Source organism: Streptomyces rishiriensis (assembly GCF_030815485.1).
Lineage (GTDB): Bacteria > Actinomycetota > Actinomycetes > Streptomycetales > Streptomycetaceae > Streptomyces > Streptomyces rishiriensis_A.
The window spans coordinates 2,087,195-2,107,213 of sequence record NZ_JAUSWV010000002.1; the positions used below are offsets into that span (position 1 = coordinate 2,087,195).

A 20,019-nucleotide genomic window follows, 5' to 3' on the forward strand; every position below is an offset into this window, starting at 1 on the left:
GGCCGCGCGACCGGCCCGCGCATCCGCTGTGGCCGGCCGCGCGGTTCACCGCGCCCCTGCAAGGCGGCTACTTCACACCCAGGAGCTGCTCGAGGGGGTCGATCGCGAAGTACACCACGAACAGCGCCGAGGCCCCCCACAGCAGCCAGTGGACCTCCTTCGCCTTGCCGAGCACCGTCTTGATGACGACGTACGCGACGAAGCCCGCGCCGATGCCGTTGGTGATCGAGTAGGTGAACGGCATCACGGCGATGGTGAGGAACGCCGGGATCGCGATCTCGTACTTGTCCCAGTCGATGGTCTTGACCTGGGTCATCATCAGGAAGCCGACGGCCACGAGAGCGGGGGCGGCGGCCTGGAGCGGGACGATGGTGAGGAGCGGCGTCAGGAACAGCGCGAGCGCGAACAGTCCGCCGGTGACCAGGTTGGAGAAGCCGGTGCGTGATCCCTCGCCGACGCCGGCGGCCGACTCGATGTAGGAGGTCGCGGAGGACGACGAGGCCGCACCGCCCGCGACCGCCGCCGCCCCGTCGATGAGCAGCACCCGGCCGAGGCCCGGCACATCGCCCTTGTCGTCCAGCAGCCCGGCCTCCGCGCTGATGCCGACGACGGTGCCCATGGTGTCGAAGAAGTCGGACAGGACCAGGGTGAAGACCAGCAGGACGACCGTGATGACGCCGGTCTGGCCGAAGGCGCCGAACAGGCTGAAGTGACCGATCAGCCCGAAGTCGGGGGTGTCGACGATCCGGTCGGGCCACGAGGGCGTGGTCAGACCCCAGGACTTGACGTCCGCGAGCGAGTTGATGACGATCGCGAGGGCGGTCATCGTCACGATGCTGATCAGGATCGCGCCCTTGACCCTGCGGGCCAGCAGACCGATCGTCAGCAGCACGCCGAGGCAGAAGACGAGCACCGGCCAGCCGCCGAGGGTGCCGGTGGCGCCGAGCTGTACGGGGACGGTCGTGTTCGCGGCGTCGGGAATGCGGCTGACGAAGCCGGCGTCCACGAAGCCGATGAAGGCGATGAACAGGCCGATGCCGACACTGATCGCCTGCTTCAGCGGCTGCGGGACGGCGTGCATGACGGCCTCGCGCAGACCGGTCACCACCAGCACGCAGATGAGCAGGCCTTCGAGCACGATGAGGCCCATCGCGTCGTCCCAGCTCATCAGCGGGGCGATCTGGAAGGCGACGACCGCGTTCAGGCCGAGGCCCGCGGCCAGGGCCAGGGGGAGGTTGCCGCCGACGCCCATCACGATGGTCATCACCGCGGCCACCAGGGCGGTGGCGGTGGTGAGTTGGACGGCGTCGAGATGGTGCCCGAACTTGTCCTCGGCGCTGCCCAGGATGATGGGATTCAGGACAAGGATGTAGGCCATGGTGAAGAACGTGGCGAAGCCGCCGCGTATCTCCCGGCCGAAGGTGGACCCCCGTTCGGAGATCCTGAAGTACCGGTCGACGCTGTTCGCCGCGGGTGGCGCGGTACCTGGCCGGGCGGCCGTCTGCTGCGTCTCGGACATGGCTGGTGCTCCTAGGTGCCTGAACGAACTGGGTGCGGATGCTGGCTGGATTGTTCCCTCGTTGAACCGTCTTCAGGTTTTCGTCGTGTTACGGAATCGGACTCCGGAGCCGTTCGGCCGGCCACCCGGTGTTCGAACCCCCGTACCGGACCGGGTGGTCGGCCACTGCTACGCTTCCCGGTCTCGCCCCGGCCGCCTCCTCGGGGCCTCCCCATGTCATACACATGACACACACAGGCACAGCAGTCGTTCCGAGAAGAGGTCACCCGTGGGCACAGTCGTCGACGACGCCGCCTCGGTGGAGTTCCATGCCTTCTTCGACCGCCACTACGCCGAACTGTCGCGTCTGGCCCACCTGCTGACCGGTGAGGCGGACGCCGCCGACGATCTCGCGGCGGACGCGCTGCTCGCGCTGTGGAACCGCTGGGACCGGGTGCGCGCGGCCGACCACCCGGTGGCGTACGCCCGCGGTGTCGTCGCCAACCTCGCCCGCACCCGCATCCGCAGCGCCGTCCGGGAGCGACGCAGGATCGCGCTCTTCTGGTCGCAGCGCGAGGAGAAGACGGAGAACCCCGACATCGCGGGCGTGGTGGACGTCCGGTCGGCGCTGCGTAGACTCCCGTTCCGCAAACGGGCCTGTGTGGTGCTGCGTCACGCCTTCGACCTCTCGGAGAAGGACACGGCGCTCGCCCTGGGGGTCTCGGTGGGTACGGTGAAGAGCCAGACCTCCAAGGGGATGGCCGAGCTCCAGAAGCTGCTCGGCGGCGACGGAGCTCCGCTCAAGGTGCCCGCCATGGTGCGCACCGGTGAGGCCTCGGCCTCAGGAAGGGACCGATGACGATGCGGCGGGACGTGCACGACGAACTGCGCGCCCGGCTGCAGGGGGCGGCCGAGGCACACGAACCCGACCGGGCGTACATCCTGGCCCGCGTCGAGCGCGGCATGGCGGGACAGGCCCAGGGACCACGGCGCTCCGATCACCGGGCGAGCCGCCCGGTCCTGTGGGGCTGGGCGCGGATCGTGGGCGCCACGGCGGCGGTCGCGGGCATGCTCGCGGTCGGCGGCTACGCGGTGGCGTCCGCCGTGAAGGACGACCCCCCCGCGCAGCAGACCGTCTCCGTCTCCCCGCCGCCGGTCGAGTCCCCGGACGCGACGAGCCGGCCGCCGGTCTCGCCCACGCCGAGTTCCGGCGGCGGCGCGAAGGACCCGGCGAAGCCGAGCGCCGGCCCGTCGGGGAACTCCGCGGCCACGCCCTCCGCGCCCGCTGCCACGCTGCTGCCCGCCACGACCGACGACGAGGACGGCCCGCTGTGGTCGGACGGTTCGGTCGACCCGCACAGCAACGACTTCTGGGCGCAGAGCAACGTCACGGTCAAGACGTCCGAGGCACTCACCGAACTGACCGTGCAGCTGAAGGTCGCGCAGACCGGCGGGGTGTCGTCGGCGGGCGCCTGGCGCTCACTGCCCGAGGACGACTTCACGTTCTCGGTGAGCGAGCGGGACGGCTTCCTGGTCTACACCTGGGTGCTCAAGGAGGGCCGTACGGTCGCCAAGGGCGAATGGGTGTTCGCCGGGCAGTACGACCACGACCGCGGCGGCCGTGACGCCAAGGACGACACCTACGCGGTCACCGGCCGGTCGGACGGGCGACGAGGCGCGGTGGGCGGCGACTTCGCCTCCGCCGAGGACGGCGAAGGCGACTCCTGACCGCAGGGCCCCGGACAGCGCGCCCAGGGGCCTCACCCGGTTCGGCTCTCCTTCGAAAGGGATCGAGGAAGTCGCGTCAGCCGACGTAGTACGTCGGGTTCGGCAGCTTGTACGTCCGGTCGGCGTAGCCGCCCTCGAGGTCGGAGTACTGGTCGCCGAAGTTCGCGATGATCTCGTAACCGAGGTCGCGTTCGATGTGCCTGCGGGTGCCGGACTTGTACTGCACGGTCGTGCAGGTCCAGGTGCCCCGGGTGGCGCAGCCGCTCAGGTAGGACGGCGGCGCGGCGGCGTTCTTGAGGAACACGTGGTCGGCGTCGAGGTTGACGTCGGCGCCGACCTTCTTCAGGTTCTCCACGGCGGCGGAGCGCTGCGCCTCGGCGAGGCCCGAGTTGTAGAAGACCTCGACGCCCTTCTGCTCGGCGTACTGCACGAGTTCGGGGCTGCCGAACACCGCCGGACGGTCCGCCTTGTTCACGTACGCCGCCCAAGTGGCGCTGTTGTACGTGTAATTGTACCGCTTCTCGTAGTCGAGGCTGAGCAGCAGCGTGTCGTCGATGTCGAAGACGACCGCGGGCTTCTCGCCCTTGCGGACCGCCTTGCGGGCGGCCTGGTCGATGTACTTCCTCGCGGCCTTGTCGATGCTCGCGAGGTCCTTGGCGTACGGGCCGGACGGCGACGCCTGGTACACGCCGTTCGCGTCCGGCGCGGTGCCGTAGTAGGTGTCGATGTCCTTCACCAGGAGCCCGATGTTGTAGGGCTCGTGGGTGGAGTTGGCCGTGGACTGGCCGGCCGTGGCCGCGCCGGCGCCGTAGAGAGCGGCGCCGGCGACGGCGCAGGCCGCGGCGACGGCCGCGATGCGCAGTGGCTTATGCATGACACGTTTTCTACGCGCGTCACGCGGCCGAACGCGAGGCCCGTTGCCCGATCGATACCCGTTCACGGGCAAAAATCGGGTCAAGCGATCGGGGACGACGACCGGTCGGGCGCCCGGGCGGTGCACCGGGTGCCCGGCCGGTCAGTCCATGGTCGCTCCGACGGTCGTCGAACCCGTCGTCAGGAACGTGGTCGTGGGCAGGGTGCCGCTCGAGCCGCGGGCGTTGTACGCGGAGCTCGCGTCGGTGGACCGGAAGGCGGGTGTGGAGACGCCCGAGTCCCAGTTGTTGCCGGACGAGGTGACCGACGAGCCCTTGCTGACCGCGCCACCGCCGTTGCTCACGGCCAGGTTCTTGCCGAGCTTGGCGGCGCCGGTGGCGAAGTAGTAGCCCCACTTGCTGTTGGCGTAGGCGGTGGTGCGGTTGATGACGATCGCACCCTTGTTGGAGTTCTCGGTGAAACCGTTTCCGGCGTTGCCCCAGGCGGCCGAGTTGTTGACGACGTGCGCGACCACCTCGCCGTCCCCGCCCAGCTTGTAGCCGTTGCCGTCGCCCGCGAAGGCCGAGTCTGACCAGCGGTTGACGCCGTTGCCGAAGGACCAGGTGTGCTCGATGGTGACGGGCGAGGAGAAGGACCAGAAGTCGATGCCGTCGTCCGAGTTGTTGTAGAGGCGCGCGCCGGTGATGAGGTTGCCGGTGCCGGAGCCGAACTTGACGGCGACCCCGTCGGCGTTCTCGCCGTGGTTGGCGGCGTCGTAGTGACCGTAGGAGTCGATGTTCTTGACCGTGTTGTTGACGGTCCCGTCCCCGGTGAGGGTGAAACCGGAGTCACCGCCGTTGATGGTCTTGATGTTGTTCCAGTTGGTGCCGGTGCAGGACTGGCAGACGACCGCGCTGTCCGGGGAGTTCTGGAAGGTGATGTCGGAGACGTTCCAGTAGTCGGCGGTCAGCTTGAAGATCCAGTCCCCGTCGGGCAGCGACGAGCCGTCGATCTTCACGGTCTCCGAACCGTACGCGGTGAGGGTGACGGGCGACGAGGAGGTGCCGTTGGCCGTGGACTGGAGGGTGGCCGTCGGGTAGTAGGTGCCGGCGCGGACCTGGATGACCGTGCCGGCGGTGGCGTTCTTGATGGCGTTGGACAGGTCCGTGGAGTTGCTGACCACCACCGTGGCGGCCTGCGCCTGGGTGGGGAGGACGGCGAGTCCGGCGCCCAGGGTGAGGGCGGCGACGGCCGTGAGAGCGGTACGACGAGACATGGAGTGCGGGTCCTTTCCGTCGTTGCGGGGAGGGGGCAGGGGGATGGGGGGACGGGGCAGGTGGAGGGGTCGAAGGGAGGGAGCGGGTCGGGGAGAGCGGTTCACAGGACGGTGTCGAGCCAGTCGAAGACCTCGTCCTGCATGCGGTCGACGAAGACATGGCCCAGGTCGGGCCAGCTCTTCAGACGCAACCGTTCCTCGGCGTGACGGGAGCGCCAGACGGTGCGCAGCCGGTCGTGGGCCGCGCGGACGCCGTCGGCGGGGAAGAGCGGGTCGAGCCCGCCGTCGAAGAACAGCATCGGCCTGGGTGCGGCGATGCTCGCCACGTCGGGGAAGTCGAGGAACCGGGGAAGCCCGGGGTGGAGCATGTAGTACGACGATTGCCCGCGCAGGGTGTTGTTGCCGGGCACCATCATTTCCTTGAGGCCGGTCATCCAGCAGACGGCCGCCGCGGCGGCGAGGTCGTCGCTGAGCGCGGCCGCCTGCCAGGCGCGGAAGGCGCCCATGGAGAACCCGACGGCCGCCACGCGGCCCCGGTCGACCCGGTCCAGACAGGCCAGGAACCCGGCGGCCCGGGCGTCCTCGCGGGCCGTGAGTCCGGCGAGCGAGGAGCCGAGGTGGTAGAAGTTGGAGGCGAGGGCCTGCTGCTGGTCGTAGGCGAGTGGTCCGCGGTCGCCCCAGCCGAGGGCGTCCGCGCACAGCACGACATACCCCCGCCGGGCCAGCTCGTCGCCGACGAACCGTCCGCTGAAGTACCGCTCGGACCAGCTCTGCGCGGAGGCGAGCCGGGTGTCGTCGTACCAGGGCCGGACCAGTTTCTCCTTCCCGATGTCGAACTTCGCCCCGTGGTCGTGCAGGAGGAGCACCGCCGGGAAGGGGCCGGGACCGTCCGGGGTGAGGAGCGCGGCGCGGACGCGTTCGTGGCGGGTGAGGGAGAGCGTCACCAGTTCGCGGGTGTAACCGCGTTCCGGGCTCCGGTCGGTGAACTCGGGGGCGTAGGGGGTGCGGTCCTGCGGTCCGACGAGCAGCAGCTCCTCGACCTTGGCGCGGGCGGCCCGGCGCCAGGCGCGGAAGTCGCGGATCGGGGACCTTCCCCAGGCGAGCGGGAAGGTCAGCTCGGCTTTGAGAGCGGGGTGGAAGCCGGGCAGCGGCCCCTCCACGACGGCCGCCGGTCCGTCGACGGTGACCGCCGGTCCGTCGGCGACGGCCGCCTGTCCGTCGGCGACGGCCGCCTGTCCGTCGGCGACGGCCGCCTGTGCGTCGGCAGCGGCTGCCTGTGCGTCGGTGGTGGCGGATGCCCCGGTCAGGAGCGCGGCCCCGGTGCCGGCCACGAACGCCCGTCGTCCCACCGCCGGGTCATGGGCGCCCATACGGCCTCCAGTCCCCGAGGTACGTCCGCCGGGTGTGGATGGCCGCCTCCTCGTCGGTCAGCTGCGGCCGGTTCTCCGGCGCCGCGATCGCCGCGCCCGGGCCGGAGTTGTGGTGTTCGCGGAAGCGCATGGTCTGCCAGGGGTAGGCGTCGCGCATGTTGGTGTACGGGGTCACCGCGTCGATGCCGGGGCCGATCCAGGTGTCCCGTACGACCAGCGAGGGCCAGGCGGTCGTCTCGTACGACGGCACCCAGGGCCGGGCGATCTTGTACGCCGCGTCCTCGGCGCCGGAGGTGATCCGGCCGCGCAGGGCCAGGAAGCCGTAGGGGTTGGCCCGGGCGGTGGCGGGGGCGAAGACCATGCCCTTGGGGGTGAAGGCCACGTCCCGCTGGAGGGTGTGGAAGTGGCAGGCGTCGAAGACGGCCCGGCCCCGCCCGAAGACGAAGTCGACGTCGCCCTCGATGTAGCAGCGGTGGAAGTACTGCCGGTCGAAGGCGTCCAGCGCGGTGGTGTCGGCGAACAGGGTGTCCTGGTGGGCCAGGAGGCGCACGTTGTCGAAGTGCGTGCGGTCGCCGGTGACGTAGGCGGCCACCGCCTGGGTGCCGGTGATCTCCGGGTGGTCGGCGCGCAACCAGTCGTTGGCGAGGGTGAGGTCGCGGACGGTGAGGCCGGGGGCGGCGGAGGTGAAGGTGGCGGAGCCCGCGGTGCCGTGGGTACCGGATCCGTCGGGCTTCTGCGTGCCGTTGGCGTTGTCGAAGACGAGGACGGCGGCACGCGGGTCGCGGGAGAGGCCGCGGATGGTCAACTCGCCCTTTTCGGCGGGCACGTCGACGACTTCCCGGTAGGTCCCCGGGTGTACGACGATCGTCGCGCCGGGTCCGTCGACGGCGTCCACGGCGGCCTGGACGGAGTCGCCGGGGCGGACGTGCAGGATGCGGCGGGACCGTGCCCGGGCCGGGGTCGCGGTGATCAGGGCGGTCCCCGTGATGCCCGCGAGGAGGGTGCGTCGGCGCAGCATCTCAGCACTCCCCCTTCCAGGGCTCCCAGTCGCCCAGGTAGGCCGCACGGGTCGCGGACCGCGCCTGCTCGGCGGTGAGTTGGGGGCGGTTCTCGGGGACGGTGATCCGTGCTCCCGGCCCGGTGTTGCGGTACTCGGCGAACCGCTGGTTCTGCCAGGGGAAGGAGGCGGACATGTCGGTGTAGGGCGCGACCGCGTCGATCCCGGCGTCCAGCCGGGTGTCGCGGACGGTGAGGCTCGGGCGGGCGGTGGTGTCCGAGCTGGGCACCCAGGGGCGGGCCAGCTTGTAGAACGCGTCCGGCGCCTCGCTGCTGATCCGGCCCCGGACGACCAGGTAGCCGAGCGGGTTGGCGCCCGCCGTCGAGGGGGCGAAGACGAAGCCGTAGGGGGCGGAGGCCAGGTCGGTGCGGGTCAGGGTGCGGAAGTGGCACTGCTCGTAGACGGCCGTCGCCCGGCCGAAGACGAAGTCCACGTCTCCCTCGACGTAGCAGTGCGCGTAGTACTGCCGGGCGAAGGTGCCGAGCGCGAGGGAGTCGGCGTACAGGGTGTCCTGGTGGCCGAGGAACCGGCAGTGGTGGAAGGCGGAGCGGTCGCCCTGGACCTTGATGGCGACGGCCTGCGTTCCGGTGATGCCGGGGTGGTCGGCGCGCAGCCAGTCGTTGGCGAAGGTGATCCAGCGGGCGGTGAAGCCGTCGGCCTGCACGGTGGTGGTGGCCGACCCGGTGGTGCCGTAGGTGCCGCCGCCGGGCTTGGCGGTCCCGGCCGCGTTGTCGTAGACGATCACGACGTCACGGGGGTCCTCGGAGGCGCCGATCCAGGTGGCCTCGGTGCGGGTGACGTCGAGGGCGACGGTCTCCCGGTAGGTGCCGGGGGCGAGGACCAGGGTCCAGCCGCTGCCGGTGGTGGCGGCGACGGCGTCCCGGACGCCGGTGAAGTCGCCCCGGCCCCGCGGGTCGACGTACAGGGTGCGCGGGGTGAGGCGGGCGGCCGGGGAGCCGTGCCGGCCGAACGGGGCGCGTCGCGCGGCGGCGGCCCGCGCGGGTGCGGCGGCGAGGCCGAGGGCGGCGACCGTACCGGCGGTCGCCGTCAGGAATCCTCGTCGGGAGAGCGGAAGTCGGGAGAGCGGGAGTCCGTTGTGACGACGGGGGTGTCGGGGCGAGGACATGCGGGTGCTCCTTGGCAGTGCGGCTCTGCTGAGGGGGCCGGGGCGACGACGGGCGCCGCCCCGGCCGTCGGAGGAGGGGTCAGCCCAGGCGTCCGGCGCCCGCGCCGCAGTCGACGATCCGCGGGACCGCCTTCGCGGGGTCGACCTTGGTGCGCAGGGTCGGCGTCCAGCCTGCGCCGGATGCCAGGACCTCGGCCGGGATCTCCGCGTTGTGCACGGCGATCAGGTCCGTGAGCCTGCCGTTGACGTAGTTGTCGTCGGCGGTGAGCGGTGAGACGTTCCAGCGCTTCAGCACCTTGGCCGCGCTGACCCCCTCCGGCAGCGTGAACGCGTTGTGCTGGGCGACGAGCCGGGACTCCTTGCCGATCCCGAAGCTGTAGGCGAAGGAGTCGTCGGCGACGAAGTGGTTGTTGTAGGAGTCGACCTGCCCGAAGCGGACCCGGGGGGCGCGCTCGACCAGGTTCGAGAACCGGTTGTGGTGGAAGGTCACCTTCAGGTGGCCCCGGTCGCCGACGGCCGTCGACTCGCTGTCGCTGTTGCCGATGAGGATCGTCTTGTCGTGGTCGGTGAAGACGTTCCAGGAGGCGGTGACGTAGTCCGCCCCCCGGACGATGTCCAGCTCGCCGTCGTGCTGCTGGTACAGCATGCCGAAGTAGGTCGGCGCGGCGCTGTCCGGGTGCGAGCCGTCGGTGAACGTGTTGTGGTCCAGCCACACGTGCGTCGAGCCGTAGACGACGGCCGTGTCGTACTCGGAGTTCCAGTTGCCCTTCGTGCCGTCGGTCGGGTCCCACTGCGGGAAGCAGTCGATGGGCGACTCGAAGGACAGGTTCCGGATGATCACGTTGTCGACGGCCTTGATCTGCAGGCTGACGCCCTTGAGGCCGGCGTTCTTCCCGATGCCGACGATGGTGGTGTTGGCGGGGACGTTGGCCTTGATGGCCGTGTCCTGGGCGGCGGCGGAGGCGCGTCGCAACCCCTCCGGGCTGTCGTCGGGCTCGGCGCTCAGGTCGGTGTCCAGCCCCCAGGTCTCGGGCGCGTAGGCGGCGAGATAGGCGTCGAAGTCGTAGCCGGGCGCGGCGAAGGCGTCACATCCCTCGGCGACGGCGTCGATGACGCCCTTCACCTTGATGATCTTCGGCGCGCTGCCGCCGGCCGCGAGGGCGGCCTTGAACTGCGCCCAGTCGGTGACGGTGTACACATGGGCGGCGTCGGCGGCGGACCCGCCGGTGGTCCCCGTCCCGTACGAGGCCCAGCCGTCGTTCGCGCCCAGGACCTGCCGGCCGAGGTCGCGCGACGAGGAGCGGGCGTGGGCATCGGCCTGGGCGGACGCCGTACCGGTGACGGAGAGCACCAGCGCGGTGCACCCCACCAGGGCAGCTATGACGCGTCCATGACATGTCTGTGTACGCACTGTACAGGTCTCCTCTGGTGACGAAAGGCGTGCGGGTCCTGCGAGGGCGGTGCGGGTCCTACGCGAGCGGTGCGGGCCAGGTGATCCAGGACGTCGGGATCTCGTCGTGCAGCCGGACCACGTCACGCGGCCCGAGCACCCGCGTGCGCAGCAGTTCCCGCACCACGAGCCGCGCCACGGCGATCGCCCCCGGCGGATTGAAGTGCGTGTTGTCCTGCTCGGACGCGGTCCAGTTGAAGTACGTCTTCGTCTCCTCGACGCCGAGCCGCTGCCACAGCGCGAGCGACAGCGCCTGGACGTCGAGCAGCGCCACCCGCTCCGCCTCCGCGAGCGCCCGCATGGCGGCCGGGTACTCGCCGTGCGTCGGCAGGGCGTTCCCCTCGGCGTCGAACCTGCGGCGCTCGACGGGCGTGGCCAACACCGGCCGCGCGCCCTTCGCGCGGGCGCCGTCCACGTACATCCGCAGGTGGTCCTGGTAGGTGGTCCAGGGTTCGGTGTAGCGGGCCGGATCGGTGGTCTTCTCGTCGTTGTGCGCGAACTGGACGAGGAGCAGGTCCCCCGGCCGGATCGCGGCGAGGACGGCGTCGAGCCGGCCCTCGTCCACGAAGCTCTTCGAACTGCGGCCGTTCACCGCGTGGTTGGCGACCGGCCGGTCCTTGTGCAGGAAGAAGGGGAGCGCCATTCCCCACCCGGTCTCGGGAGCGGCGTCGGAGTACTTCTGGGCGGCGGTGGAATCACCGGCGATGAAGAGCGTGCGGGGCCGGCGGGTCCCGGCCTGAGCCGGTCCGGCCGCCACCGCGCCGAGCGGAACGGCGGCGAGCGCCGCCGAAGTGACCTGTCTGCGGGTAAGGGACACGAGGTGCACCTCTCAACAGGGGCGAGTGAATGTCTTTCGGGGGCGCGGGGAACTGCGCGACCGGCCACGGGCGGGCCCGCAGTTCCCCACGGAACGCATCCGCCCCGGTTATCCGTGGTTCTGCTTCCAGTCGGCCTGCGCCGTGTTCAACTGCTCGGCCAGCGTGTTCAGGAAGTCCTTCGGGCTCATCTTCCCGAGCAGCACCTTCTGGAAGTTCGGCTCGTTGTCGGCCTTGGAGATGGTGTTCCAGTCGGGCAGGTAGTAGGGCAGCTGCACGATCTTGGTGCTGCTGCCCGCCAGCGCCTCGGCCGCCAGCTTCGTCGGCTCCGACGACTGCACCCAGTCGTCCTGCGCGGCCTCGGAGTTCGCCGGCACCTGGCCCGCCGTCTCGTTCCACTTGCTGTTGGACTCGTGCGACGCGGCGAACTCGATGAACTTCCAGGCGGCGGTCTTGTTCTTGCTCGCCTTGAACAGCCCGAGCCCGTCGACGGGGTTGGACACCTGCACCCGTGTGCCGTCGTCCTGCGTGGGCGCCGGGATGCCCTTGAACTTGCCGGCCAGCGCCTTCTGGTGGTCGCCGTACGAGCCCAGATTGTGGCTCAGCATGCCGATGGTGCCGGAGTCCCACTGGGCGACCATCTTGGTGAAGTCGTTGTTGACGTCGGCGGACGGAGTGTTCTTCTTGAACAGGCCGACGTACTTCTCCAGCGCGGCCACGTTCTTCGGGTCGTTGACCGTGGTCTTGTCGCCGTTCCAGAACTCGGTGATGCCGCTCTGCCCGTAGGTGGCGTCCAGCGCCTGGGCGATGGACCCCGCGCCGCCGCGGATGGTGTACCCGAAGGCGTTCTTGTCCTTGTTCGTGAGCTTGTCGGCGGCCTCGTAGAACTTCGTCCAGGTCGTCGGCGCGTCGAGGCCGGCCTGCTGGAACAGGTCGGTCCGGTACCAGAGCGTGCCGTTGTTCGCGGAGGTCGGCACCGAGTACGTCTTGCCGTCGATGCCCGCCGCCTTGACGCCGTCCAGGAACTTCTGGTTGAGCTTGCCGTTCAGCGCGCTCCCGGAGATGCGGCTGTCCAGCGGTTCGAGGGCGCCCTGCGCCGCGACCTCGGCGAGCATCGCGGTGCCCACACCGCCGACGTCGGGCAGACCGCCGCCCTGGATGGCCGTGTCGTACTTGGACTGGACGCTGTCGGCCGGCACGCCGACGTAGTTGACCTTGATGTCGGGGTTCGCCTTCTCGAAGTCGGCGATGATCTCCTTCCAGACGTCGGTGCGCACACCGCCGTTGTTGTCCCAGAAGGTGATCTCCCCCTTGCCGGAGCCCTCGCCTCCCTTGTCCCCCGCACCGCCGCTGCCGTCGTCGCCGCAGGCGGTGGCGGTCAGCGCGAGCACGGAGCCCAGGGCGACGGCCAGGGCGGCACGCCTGCTTCTGCGGATGCTGCTCTTCATGTGGTCGGCTCTCTTCTTCTGGATCCCAACAGAGGTATGAAGTTGTGGGGGGTCAGTGGATGGTGCGGAGGCGCGGCGGGGCGCCGAGCCGCTTCTGCGGCCCGGAGAACCGGGTGGCCGGCGCGGGGACGGCGGCCGCGGGATCCAGCCGGTAGGCGTAGAACTCCCGCGGCTCGGAGGCCGTGCCCCACGCGTCGGTCCGCCCGCTCCGGATCGCGTCGACATCGGTCTTCCTGCCGTCCCGGTCGCCCTCGACGTACGCGTCCCGGATCGTCGGATTGCGGATGATCACGTTGTGCGTACCGGGGTTCAGGTGCGGCTCCCCGTGCCCGATCTCGCCGCTGTCGCCGACGCCGACGATCGTCCTGTTCGAGGTCACGACGATGCCGGAGCCGAAGGGCTCGACCGCCACCGCGCCCTCGACCCGGATGACGTACGGCTCCTCGGCCGCCGCGTACCTCGCGAGCGAAGCCCGGTCGGCGACGGTCACGACCTGGTCGCCTGCGCCTGCGCCTGCGCCTGCGACGGTGCCGCCCGCGAGCGAGGCGAAGCCGTGGGCCCGGTCGGTCCACGGGCCCGCCGAAGTGGCCGGGGCGACGGCCGCCAGGACCGCGGCCGGTCTCGGCAAGCGCTTGCTAGGGAAGTGCGTCATTGCGGCTCCCAAGAGGCGTACGGAACAAGAGGGTCAGAGCGGGCTGATCCGGAACTGGCTGAACGTGGCCGCCCCCGCGTGGCCCGTCCCGGCCGGCGCGAGGGCGAAGAGGCCGAGCAGGGCACCGACCCAGCGCCACGGGGTGGCGGCGAAAACGGGGCCGGAAGGGCGCAGGCCGTCGCCGACGTCGTAGGCGAAACGGCAGCGCGCTCCGGTGCCGATCTCGATGCGCAGGCGCGCCCGTCCCCCGGGGGCGAGCCGCGGGTGGGCGGCGTCCCGTTCCCTTTCGGCGACCGGTTCGGCGAACCGGTGCACGAGGTGGACGGCCCCGTCGGCACCCCGCTGGAGCCCGATCCAGCCGAAGGCGTCCCCGAGGACCGTGAGTCCGGCGCGGGCGCCCGGCTCCTCGCTGTGCAGCTCCAGCTCCACCTCGACGGCGGACGGGAGGCCGGGCAGCCGTTGGGTGAGGACGTTGGGCAGGGTGCGCAGATCGTGCGCGTCGGACGTCCGCACGCAGGTCAGCCGCAGTCCGTCGGCCGAGTGCCGGGTGGCGAAACCGTCCTGCGGGTTGGCCGTCCACGACCACTGGCGGCCGAAGCGTCCGCCGGGGAAGTCGTCGTCGGTGGCGGGTGCGGCCGGCGGTCCGGCGGGCAGGTCGGGCCGCCGGTGCTCGCGCACGGGGGCGCCCTCGTCGCCGATCACCGGCCAGCTTCCCCCGTGCCCCCAGCGCATCGGCTGGAGGTGGAGGACCCGGCCGTACGCGCCGCGCTGCTGGAAGTGCAGGAACCAGTCCTCGCCGGACCTGGTGCGCACCCAGCCGCCCTGGTGGGGGCCGTTGACCTGGGTGTCCTTCTGCTCCAGGACGATCCGCTCCTCGTACGGACCGAAGAAGTCCCGGGACCGGAAGGCGCCCTGCCAGCCCGTCTCCACTCCCCCGGCGGGCGCGAGGATCCAGTACCAGCCGTCGTGCCGGTAGAGCTTCGGCCCTTCGAGCGTGAACCAGCCGGGGATCCGGTCCCCGTCCACGATCACCTTGCCCTCGTCGAGGACGGCCGTGCCCTCCGGATGCATCCGGTGACCCGTGAGCCGGTTCTTGACGCCCGCCCGGGACTTGGCCCAGGCGTGGACCAGATAGGCCTCGCCCGTCTCGTCGTCCCAGAGGGGACAGGGGTCGATGAGTCCCCGGCCCTCCTTCACCAGGTGCGGGCGGGACCAGGGCCCCCTGATCTCGGGCGCGTTGACCTGGAAGATGCCCTGGTCCGGGTCGCCCCAGAAGATCCAGAAGCGGTCGTCGTGGTGTCTCAGGGACGGTGCCCACACCCCGCAGTCGTGCCGCGGGGACCTGAACTCGTCCGCCGGCTCCAGGCGTTCGAGGGCGTGGCCGATCAGCGTCCAGCTGACCAGGTCGCGCGAGTGCAGCAGGGGCAGGCCGGGGGCGCGGCCGAAGCTGGAGGCGGTCAGGTAGAAGTCGTCGCCGACCCGCACGACGTCCGGGTCGGACCAGTCGGCGTTCAGGACGGGGTTGGTGTACGTCTCGTGCGTCACTGGCTGACCGCCTTCCGCACCAGGGCCGCCGCCTGGTCCCGGTCCAGGCGGCCGTCGGCGACGACCGTGACGATCCGGCGTACGGCCGTCTCGCCGGGCGGAACCGGCAGCCTCTCCTGAGCGGCCAGCGAGGAGCCGACGCCCGGGTACTCGGCGGTGCGGACGAACCAGGGATCGCGGCGGGTGGCGCCGGTGGCACCGGCGAAGACCAGGGTCCAGTGGGCGCCGGCCAGGGCGAGCCAGTCGGCGCGGGCGCCGTGGACGGATGCTTCGCCCTCCGTGCCGGCGGTGAAGACCTCGGGGGCCGCCTCCTCCTTCCGGGCCCGCCAGAAGAAGCCGCCGTAGGCCGCTCCGGGGCGCCCGTTCGTCGCCGGGCTGCCGATCGACAGCGGCCCTGAGGTGACGTTGGTCAGGGAGAACGTGAAGTCCAGCGCCCACGCGGTGTCGGTGAGTCCGGTCGCCGCGACCGTACGGCGCTCGCGCAGCAGCTCCGTTCCCGAGGCGACCCAGCGCAACTCCTCCACGAAGCCGTCCGGGTCACGCAGCTGGAAGGAACCGTGCCGCTGGGCGCCGTGGTTGTCGAGCTCGGTCGGGCCCTGGTCACGGACGTAGGTGCGTCCGCCCCAGAAGTTGTGCCCCTCGACGTCGGGTACGGCTACACCGACGCCGAGGTGGTGTGCGTGGTCGGCCGGGCTCAGTTCGGTGACCGCCGTGCCGGCCAGGGTGGTGACGGGGTGCAGGAAGGGGCGCGGGGAGAGCCGGGCGGACAGCTCGGGGCGGGTCACGTAGCGGGCGACCGGGCGGCCGGCGACACGCAGGACGACCGGTGCGTCGGGTGCGGTGGCGGTCATCAGGGGCTCACCTCTTTCGGATGCGCGGTCGTGAACGCCCAGGAGGCGCCCAGTTCGGAGTAGAGGGAGAGGGTGTCGGCGGCGGCCGCGACGAGGCCGTCGATGCCGGGGACGACCCGCCGCTCCTCGTCGGGCAGCAGGCGCCAGGCGTCGTCGGGCACCCGCACCGGGTCGGGGGCGACCCTGATCGCCTCGACGACCCGCATGAACGACTCGGTCACGGCGGGCGGGACCAGCAGCGCGCTTCCGTCGGCGAGGTGCTCGACGAGGTTCTCCAGCAGGTCGGTGCGGCCGTACTCGAACTCCTCGGGGCCGTGGCCGGCCCGCTGGAGCAGGACGCGGTCCTGCTTGTACCAGTACGTGATCCGGCCGCGGCTGCCGTGCACGACGACGTACGGGTCGTCGGGGTCCTCGGCGCACAGCGTGGCCGCGACGACGATCTCGCGGCCGTCGGCCGTGCGGACGCGGACGCAGGAGGTGTCGTCGGACTCGATGGCGTTGGCGTGCGCCAGCTCCGTCTCGATGCCGGTGACGTCGGTGGCACGGGGGGCGCCGGCCAGTGCGAGGGCGGTGGCGACGGCGTGCGCCAGCGGGTTGGTGAGGGCCCCGTCGATCACGTCGACGCCGTTCAGCCGTCGCCTGCCCGCCCACGGCGCCCGCCGGTAGTAGGCCTCGGGCCGGGCCCAGGCCCCGGCGCCGCCGACCCCGGCGACCTCGCCGATCACCCCGTCGCCGATCATCGCGCGGATCGCGGGCACGGCGTGCGAGCCGAGCGACTGGAAGCCGATCTGGCAGACCACGCCCGCCTCGGCGACCCCGTCCGCCATCCGGCGGAACTCGGCGTAGGACGGCGCGGGCGGCTTCTCCAGCAGGAGGTGCACGCCGTTGCGCGCCGCGATCAGGGCCAGGTCGGTGTGGGTGGGGATCGGGGTGCAGATGACGGCGATCCGGGCGCCGGTCGTGTCCAGCAGCGCGCCGAAGTCGGCGGACTGCTCGGGCGTGCCGAGGCCCTCGGGGATCTCCGCCGCGGTCAGCGGGGTCAGCTCGCAGACGCCCGCCAGGCGGACGATGCCCTTGTCCTGGAGCCGGCGGATGTTGTCCAGGTGCCAGCGGCCGTGACCGCGCGCACCCGCGAGGACGATCGGGACCGGGCTGCTCATCGGTTCGGCGGTGCTCATGGGATCCTCCCTGCGCCCGCGCCGCGTGCCACCTCGCGGTCGGCCACCGCGGCGCTGTCGATCTTTCCGTGCAGGGTAGGCGTCCAGCCCACGTCCGCCGTGAGATCGCGCTCGCTGCCGCTGTTGTAGGCGTTGTAGACGGCGAGGAGGTCCACGGGCCAGCCGTTGAAGAGGGTGCCGCTCTGGTGCAGGGCGGTGCCGTTCCAGCTCTTGACGAGGTCGGCGACCTCGACGTGGCCGGGGGTGTGGAAGGCGTTGTTCTCGGCGTGGACGGCCGACTCGGTCGACACGCCGAGCGAGTAGCGGTACTGCGGCGCCCTCGGGGACGACGTACCGGTTGTCGTAGACGTGCACCTGTCCGAAGCGGACGCGCGGCGCGCGCTGGACGACGGACTCGAACTGGTTGTGGTGCAGGGTGACCCGGAGCTTTCCGCGGTCGCCGGTGGCCGTGTCGCCGCTGCCGATGAGCATCGCCTTGTCGTGGCCTGCGAACCGGCTCCAGGAGACGGTGACCAGGTCGGAGCCGTTGGTGATGTCCAGCAGCCCGTCGTGGCGGAGGTAGTTGCGGCCGAAACAGGTGGGCTCGGCGGAGTCGGGGTGGCCCTCGTCGGAGGCGGTGACGTGGTCGACCCAGACGTGGGTCGCGCCGGTCAGCCAGATGTTGTCGTACGCCGTCTTCCAGTCGCCGAGGCCGCCGGTGTTGGGCTGCCAGACGGGGAAGCAGTCGTAGGCGTCGCGCAGGTCGAGGTTGCGGACGATGACGTTGTCCGCGTTCCTGACCTGAAGGCTCGCGCCCTTGAGGACCGCCCGGTCCAGGCCGACGATGGTGGTGTTCGAGCCGACGGGCAGCACGATCCGCTCGGCCTGGCGGGCCGCCGACGCCTGCCGGGCCTCCTCCTGGGCGCCGCTCGGCCTGGCCGGACCCCAGGTGCGCGGGTCGTACGCGGCCAGGTACTTCTTCAGGCGGTAGCCGTCGGTGGCGTAGTCGGCGCAGTCCAGGTGGTCGCCGTCGTCGTCGGTGTCGGCGTCGATCGTCCCGGCGATCCTGATGATCTTCGGGGTGTCGCTGCCGCCGTCGAGGGCGCGGACGAGCCCGGCGCGGTCGGTGACCGTGAAGACGTGGGCGTCGTCGGCGGCGGCGCCTCCGGTGGTGCCGGCGCCGTAGGCCGCCCAGCCGTCGTCGGCGGCGACGGTGTCACGGGAGATGTCCCGGGCCTCGGCCCGCGCGGGCACGCACAGCAGCCCGAACGCGGCCGTCATCACGGTGATCCGACGGAGCCTCATCCCTTCACCGCCCCCGCGCTGAAGCCGGTGATCAGCCACTTCTGGATGAAGGCGAAGACGAGCACCACGGGGACGGCGGCGATGATGCCGCCCGCGGCCAGCGCGCCCAGGTCGACGCTGTCGGCGCTCATCAGGGTGTTGAGGCCGACGGGAATCGTCTGCTTGGTCTGGTCGGACAGGAACATCAGGGCGAACAGGAAGTGGTTCCAGGCGTGCACGAAGGCGAAGGAACCCACCGCGATCAGCCCGGGCCGCAGCAGGGGAAGGACGACGATCCGGAAGGCGGTCAGCCGGTTGCACCCGTCGACCCAGGCGGCCTCCTCCAGGGAGTACGGCACGTTCCGGATGAAGCCGCTGATCAGGATCATCGACAGGGGCAGCTGGAAGACCGTCTCCGCGATGATGACACTGCCGAGCGAGTTGATCATCTTGAGCTCGGCGAAGATCTGGAAGAGCGGCACGAGGAGCAGCGCGCCCGGCACGAACTGGGTGCACAGCAGGGCGAGCATGAAGCCGCGTTTGATCCTGAAGTCGAAGCGGGCGAGGGCGTAGCCGCCGGCCAGCGCGACGCCGGTGGTGAGCAGCAGGGTCGCCACGCCGGTGAGCACGCTGTTCTGGAAGTAGACGGCGAAGTCCCGCTCGTTCCAGACCTTCTCGAAGTGCTCGAAGGTCATCGGCCAGGGCACGAGCGAGGTCGAGCCGGCCGGGCGCAGCGCGAAGAGGAGGATCCAGTAGAAGGGGACCAGGGTGAAGACCAGGTAGATCCCCAGCGGGAGGTAGATCTGCCAGCGGGGGGCCTCGTCCCAGGCACGCTTCTGCCGGGACGGGCGGCGGTCGGGCGCGCCGGGCACGGGCACGGGGACGGGTGTGACCTCGGTGGCCTCCTTGGTGATCACTTGTCGCCTCCTCCGAACTTGCTCAGCCGCAGATAGACCATCGAGCAGAAGAGCAGAATCACGAACGCGACCGTGGTGAGGGCGGACGCGTAGCCGAAGTTGTGTGCGTCGACACTGGTGTTGGCGATGTAGAGCGGGAGCGTGGTGGTCTCCCCCGCCGGGCCGCCGCCGGTGAGCGTGTAGAGCAGGTCGACGTTGTTGAACTCCCACACCGCGCGCAGCAGCGTGGACAGGACGATGGCGTCCTTCAGGTGGGGCAGGGTGATGTGCCAGAACTGCTTGATCCGGCTCGCGCCGTCGACCTCGGCGGCCTCGTAGAGGTCCTTGGAGACGGACTGGAGGTCGGCGAGGATGAGGATGGCGAAGAAGGGGACACCGCGCCACAGGTCGGCGACGATCGCCGCCGGGAAGACGGTGGAGGTGTCCGACAGCCAGCTGGTGCCGTACTCGCCGACCCCCATGTCCGCGAGGTAACGGGTGATGCCGGTCTGGGAGTTGTAGAGCAGCACCCAGATCGCGGAGGTCAGCACTCCGGAGACGGCCCACGGGGAGAAGACCAGCGCCCGGCCGAGCGAGCGCCCGACGAAGGTCTGGTTGACGATCAGCGCGAGCGCCAGACCGAACAGCAGCTGGAGTCCGACCTCGACGAAGACCCACTGGGCGCTGAAGGTCAGCGTGTCCCAGAACTGCGGGTCGTCCGTGAAGGCGTGGACGAAGTTGTCGAAGCCCGCGTAGCCGTTGCGCCACGGTTTGGTGGGGTTGTAGTTCTGAAGGCTGTAGTAGAAGACGCTGATGACCGGGTAGGCGATGAAGCCCAGCATCAGCAGGGCCGCCGGCGCGATCAGCAGGTACGGCAGTCTGCGGGGCGTGGCGGAGGCACGGCGCCGCCGGGGTGGCGCGGGCGGCTTCGCCACGGCTGCGGCTTGGGCCATGACTGTTCTCCGTTCTCAGTACGTCTCTCGGTGCGTCGTGCGTTCGTGTGTTTCGTGTGCG

At 71.0% G+C, this 20,019-nt stretch carries 16 protein-coding genes and 2 pseudogenes; 2 read left to right on the top strand and 16 right to left on the bottom strand.

The genetic code is table 11. The features are described from left to right. Positions 1-67 precede the first annotated feature (67 nt). Positions 68-1,519, bottom strand: coding sequence for an NCS2 family permease (locus QF030_RS11770; RefSeq protein ID WP_307162603.1), 1,452 nt, complete (start codon positions 1,517-1,519; stop codon positions 68-70). A 268-nt stretch (positions 1,520-1,787) separates the two neighbouring features. Between QF030_RS11770 and QF030_RS11775 the strand changes: the two genes are divergently transcribed. Further along, the gene (locus QF030_RS11775; RefSeq protein ID WP_307162604.1) at positions 1,788-2,357 is read left to right on the top strand and encodes a SigE family RNA polymerase sigma factor; all 570 of its coding nucleotides are present in this window, start codon (positions 1,788-1,790) and stop codon (positions 2,355-2,357) included. Further along, complete coding sequence (locus QF030_RS11780) at positions 2,354-3,226, top strand: hypothetical protein (RefSeq protein ID WP_307162605.1); 873 nt, start codon at positions 2,354-2,356, stop codon at positions 3,224-3,226. Before QF030_RS11775 ends, QF030_RS11780 begins: the two co-directional genes overlap by 4 nt. A gap of 76 nt (positions 3,227-3,302) precedes the next feature. Here QF030_RS11780 and QF030_RS11785 read toward each other — a convergent pair whose 3' ends face one another. The 15 genes and pseudogenes from QF030_RS11785 to QF030_RS11855 all read right to left on the bottom strand — a co-directional run bounded on the left by QF030_RS11785 (position 3,303) and on the right by QF030_RS11855 (position 19,958). Then, a complete protein-coding gene (locus tag QF030_RS11785; protein WP_307162606.1) occupies positions 3,303-4,100 on the bottom strand; it encodes an HAD family acid phosphatase in 798 nt (265 codons plus the stop codon). A gap of 141 nt (positions 4,101-4,241) precedes the next feature. Beyond that, positions 4,242-5,354 (bottom strand): right-handed parallel beta-helix repeat-containing protein, encoded by a 1,113-nt coding sequence (locus QF030_RS11790; RefSeq protein WP_307162607.1) that lies wholly within the window; start codon positions 5,352-5,354, stop codon positions 4,242-4,244. Between the two features lie 101 nt (positions 5,355-5,455). Further along, the gene (locus QF030_RS11795) at positions 5,456-6,724 is read right to left on the bottom strand and encodes a dienelactone hydrolase family protein (protein WP_307162608.1); all 1,269 of its coding nucleotides are present in this window, start codon (positions 6,722-6,724) and stop codon (positions 5,456-5,458) included. Then, positions 6,711-7,739 (bottom strand): pectinesterase family protein, encoded by a 1,029-nt coding sequence (locus QF030_RS11800; protein ID WP_307167541.1) that lies wholly within the window; start codon positions 7,737-7,739, stop codon positions 6,711-6,713. Before QF030_RS11800 ends, QF030_RS11795 begins: the two co-directional genes overlap by 14 nt. Positions 7,740-7,743: 4 nt before the next feature. Next, entirely contained in the window at positions 7,744-8,907 is a 1,164-nt protein-coding gene (locus QF030_RS11805) for a pectinesterase family protein (protein ID WP_307162609.1), read from the bottom strand. A 79-nt stretch (positions 8,908-8,986) separates the two neighbouring features. Further along, positions 8,987-10,318, bottom strand: coding sequence for a pectate lyase family protein (locus tag QF030_RS11810; RefSeq protein ID WP_307162610.1), 1,332 nt, complete (start codon positions 10,316-10,318; stop codon positions 8,987-8,989). A gap of 58 nt (positions 10,319-10,376) precedes the next feature. Continuing rightward, positions 10,377-11,174 carry a rhamnogalacturonan acetylesterase gene (locus QF030_RS11815; RefSeq protein WP_307162611.1) on the bottom strand — a complete coding sequence of 266 codons (798 nt, stop codon included), beginning with the start codon at positions 11,172-11,174 and terminating at the stop codon, positions 10,377-10,379. 108 nt (positions 11,175-11,282) lie between these two features. Then, positions 11,283-12,620, bottom strand: a complete 1,338-nt coding sequence (locus tag QF030_RS11820; protein ID WP_307162612.1) for an ABC transporter substrate-binding protein — start codon at positions 12,618-12,620, stop codon at positions 11,283-11,285. A gap of 193 nt (positions 12,621-12,813) precedes the next feature. Continuing rightward, positions 12,814-13,272, bottom strand: a pseudogene (locus tag QF030_RS11825) (pectinesterase family protein); the annotation flags it as partial. 33 nt (positions 13,273-13,305) lie between these two features. Next, positions 13,306-14,817 carry a glycoside hydrolase family 43 protein gene (locus QF030_RS11830; protein WP_307162614.1) on the bottom strand — a complete coding sequence of 504 codons (1,512 nt, stop codon included), beginning with the start codon at positions 14,815-14,817 and terminating at the stop codon, positions 13,306-13,308. Further along, positions 14,814-15,668, bottom strand: coding sequence for a DUF6807 domain-containing protein (locus QF030_RS11835; RefSeq protein ID WP_307162615.1), 855 nt, complete (start codon positions 15,666-15,668; stop codon positions 14,814-14,816). Before QF030_RS11835 ends, QF030_RS11830 begins: the two co-directional genes overlap by 4 nt. Continuing rightward, positions 15,668-16,846, bottom strand: coding sequence for a Gfo/Idh/MocA family protein (locus QF030_RS11840; protein WP_307162616.1), 1,179 nt, complete (start codon positions 16,844-16,846; stop codon positions 15,668-15,670). Before QF030_RS11840 ends, QF030_RS11835 begins: the two co-directional genes overlap by 1 nt. Next, positions 16,843-18,130 (bottom strand): annotated as a pseudogene (locus QF030_RS11845) (pectate lyase family protein). Before QF030_RS11845 ends, QF030_RS11840 begins: the two are co-directional and overlap by 4 nt. Then, positions 18,127-19,026: a carbohydrate ABC transporter permease gene (locus QF030_RS11850; RefSeq protein ID WP_307162617.1), complete on the bottom strand. Its 900-nt coding sequence runs from the start codon at positions 19,024-19,026 to the stop codon at positions 18,127-18,129. The pseudogene QF030_RS11845 and the gene QF030_RS11850 overlap by 4 nt, the downstream one beginning before the upstream one ends. Next, positions 19,023-19,958: a carbohydrate ABC transporter permease gene (locus QF030_RS11855; protein WP_307162618.1), complete on the bottom strand. Its 936-nt coding sequence runs from the start codon at positions 19,956-19,958 to the stop codon at positions 19,023-19,025. Before QF030_RS11855 ends, QF030_RS11850 begins: the two co-directional genes overlap by 4 nt. Between the last annotated feature and the right edge of the window lie 61 nt (positions 19,959-20,019).

Coding starts and splice junctions, on each gene's coding strand:
- QF030_RS11855 (WP_307162618.1), bottom strand. CDS start 19,958: ATGGCCCAAGCCGCAGCCGTGGCGAAGCCGCCCGCGCCACCCCGGCGG.
- QF030_RS11820 (WP_307162612.1), bottom strand. CDS start 12,620: ATGAAGAGCAGCATCCGCAGAAGCAGGCGTGCCGCCCTGGCCGTCGCC.
- QF030_RS11780 (WP_307162605.1), top strand. CDS start 2,354: ATGACGATGCGGCGGGACGTGCACGACGAACTGCGCGCCCGGCTGCAG.
- QF030_RS11770 (WP_307162603.1), bottom strand. CDS start 1,519: ATGTCCGAGACGCAGCAGACGGCCGCCCGGCCAGGTACCGCGCCACCC.
- QF030_RS11835 (WP_307162615.1), bottom strand. CDS start 15,668: ATGACCGCCACCGCACCCGACGCACCGGTCGTCCTGCGTGTCGCCGGC.
- QF030_RS11805 (WP_307162609.1), bottom strand. CDS start 8,907: ATGTCCTCGCCCCGACACCCCCGTCGTCACAACGGACTCCCGCTCTCC.
- QF030_RS11840 (WP_307162616.1), bottom strand. CDS start 16,846: ATGAGCACCGCCGAACCGATGAGCAGCCCGGTCCCGATCGTCCTCGCG.
- QF030_RS11790 (WP_307162607.1), bottom strand. CDS start 5,354: ATGTCTCGTCGTACCGCTCTCACGGCCGTCGCCGCCCTCACCCTGGGC.
- QF030_RS11795 (WP_307162608.1), bottom strand. CDS start 6,724: ATGGGCGCCCATGACCCGGCGGTGGGACGACGGGCGTTCGTGGCCGGC.
- QF030_RS11785 (WP_307162606.1), bottom strand. CDS start 4,100: ATGCATAAGCCACTGCGCATCGCGGCCGTCGCCGCGGCCTGCGCCGTC.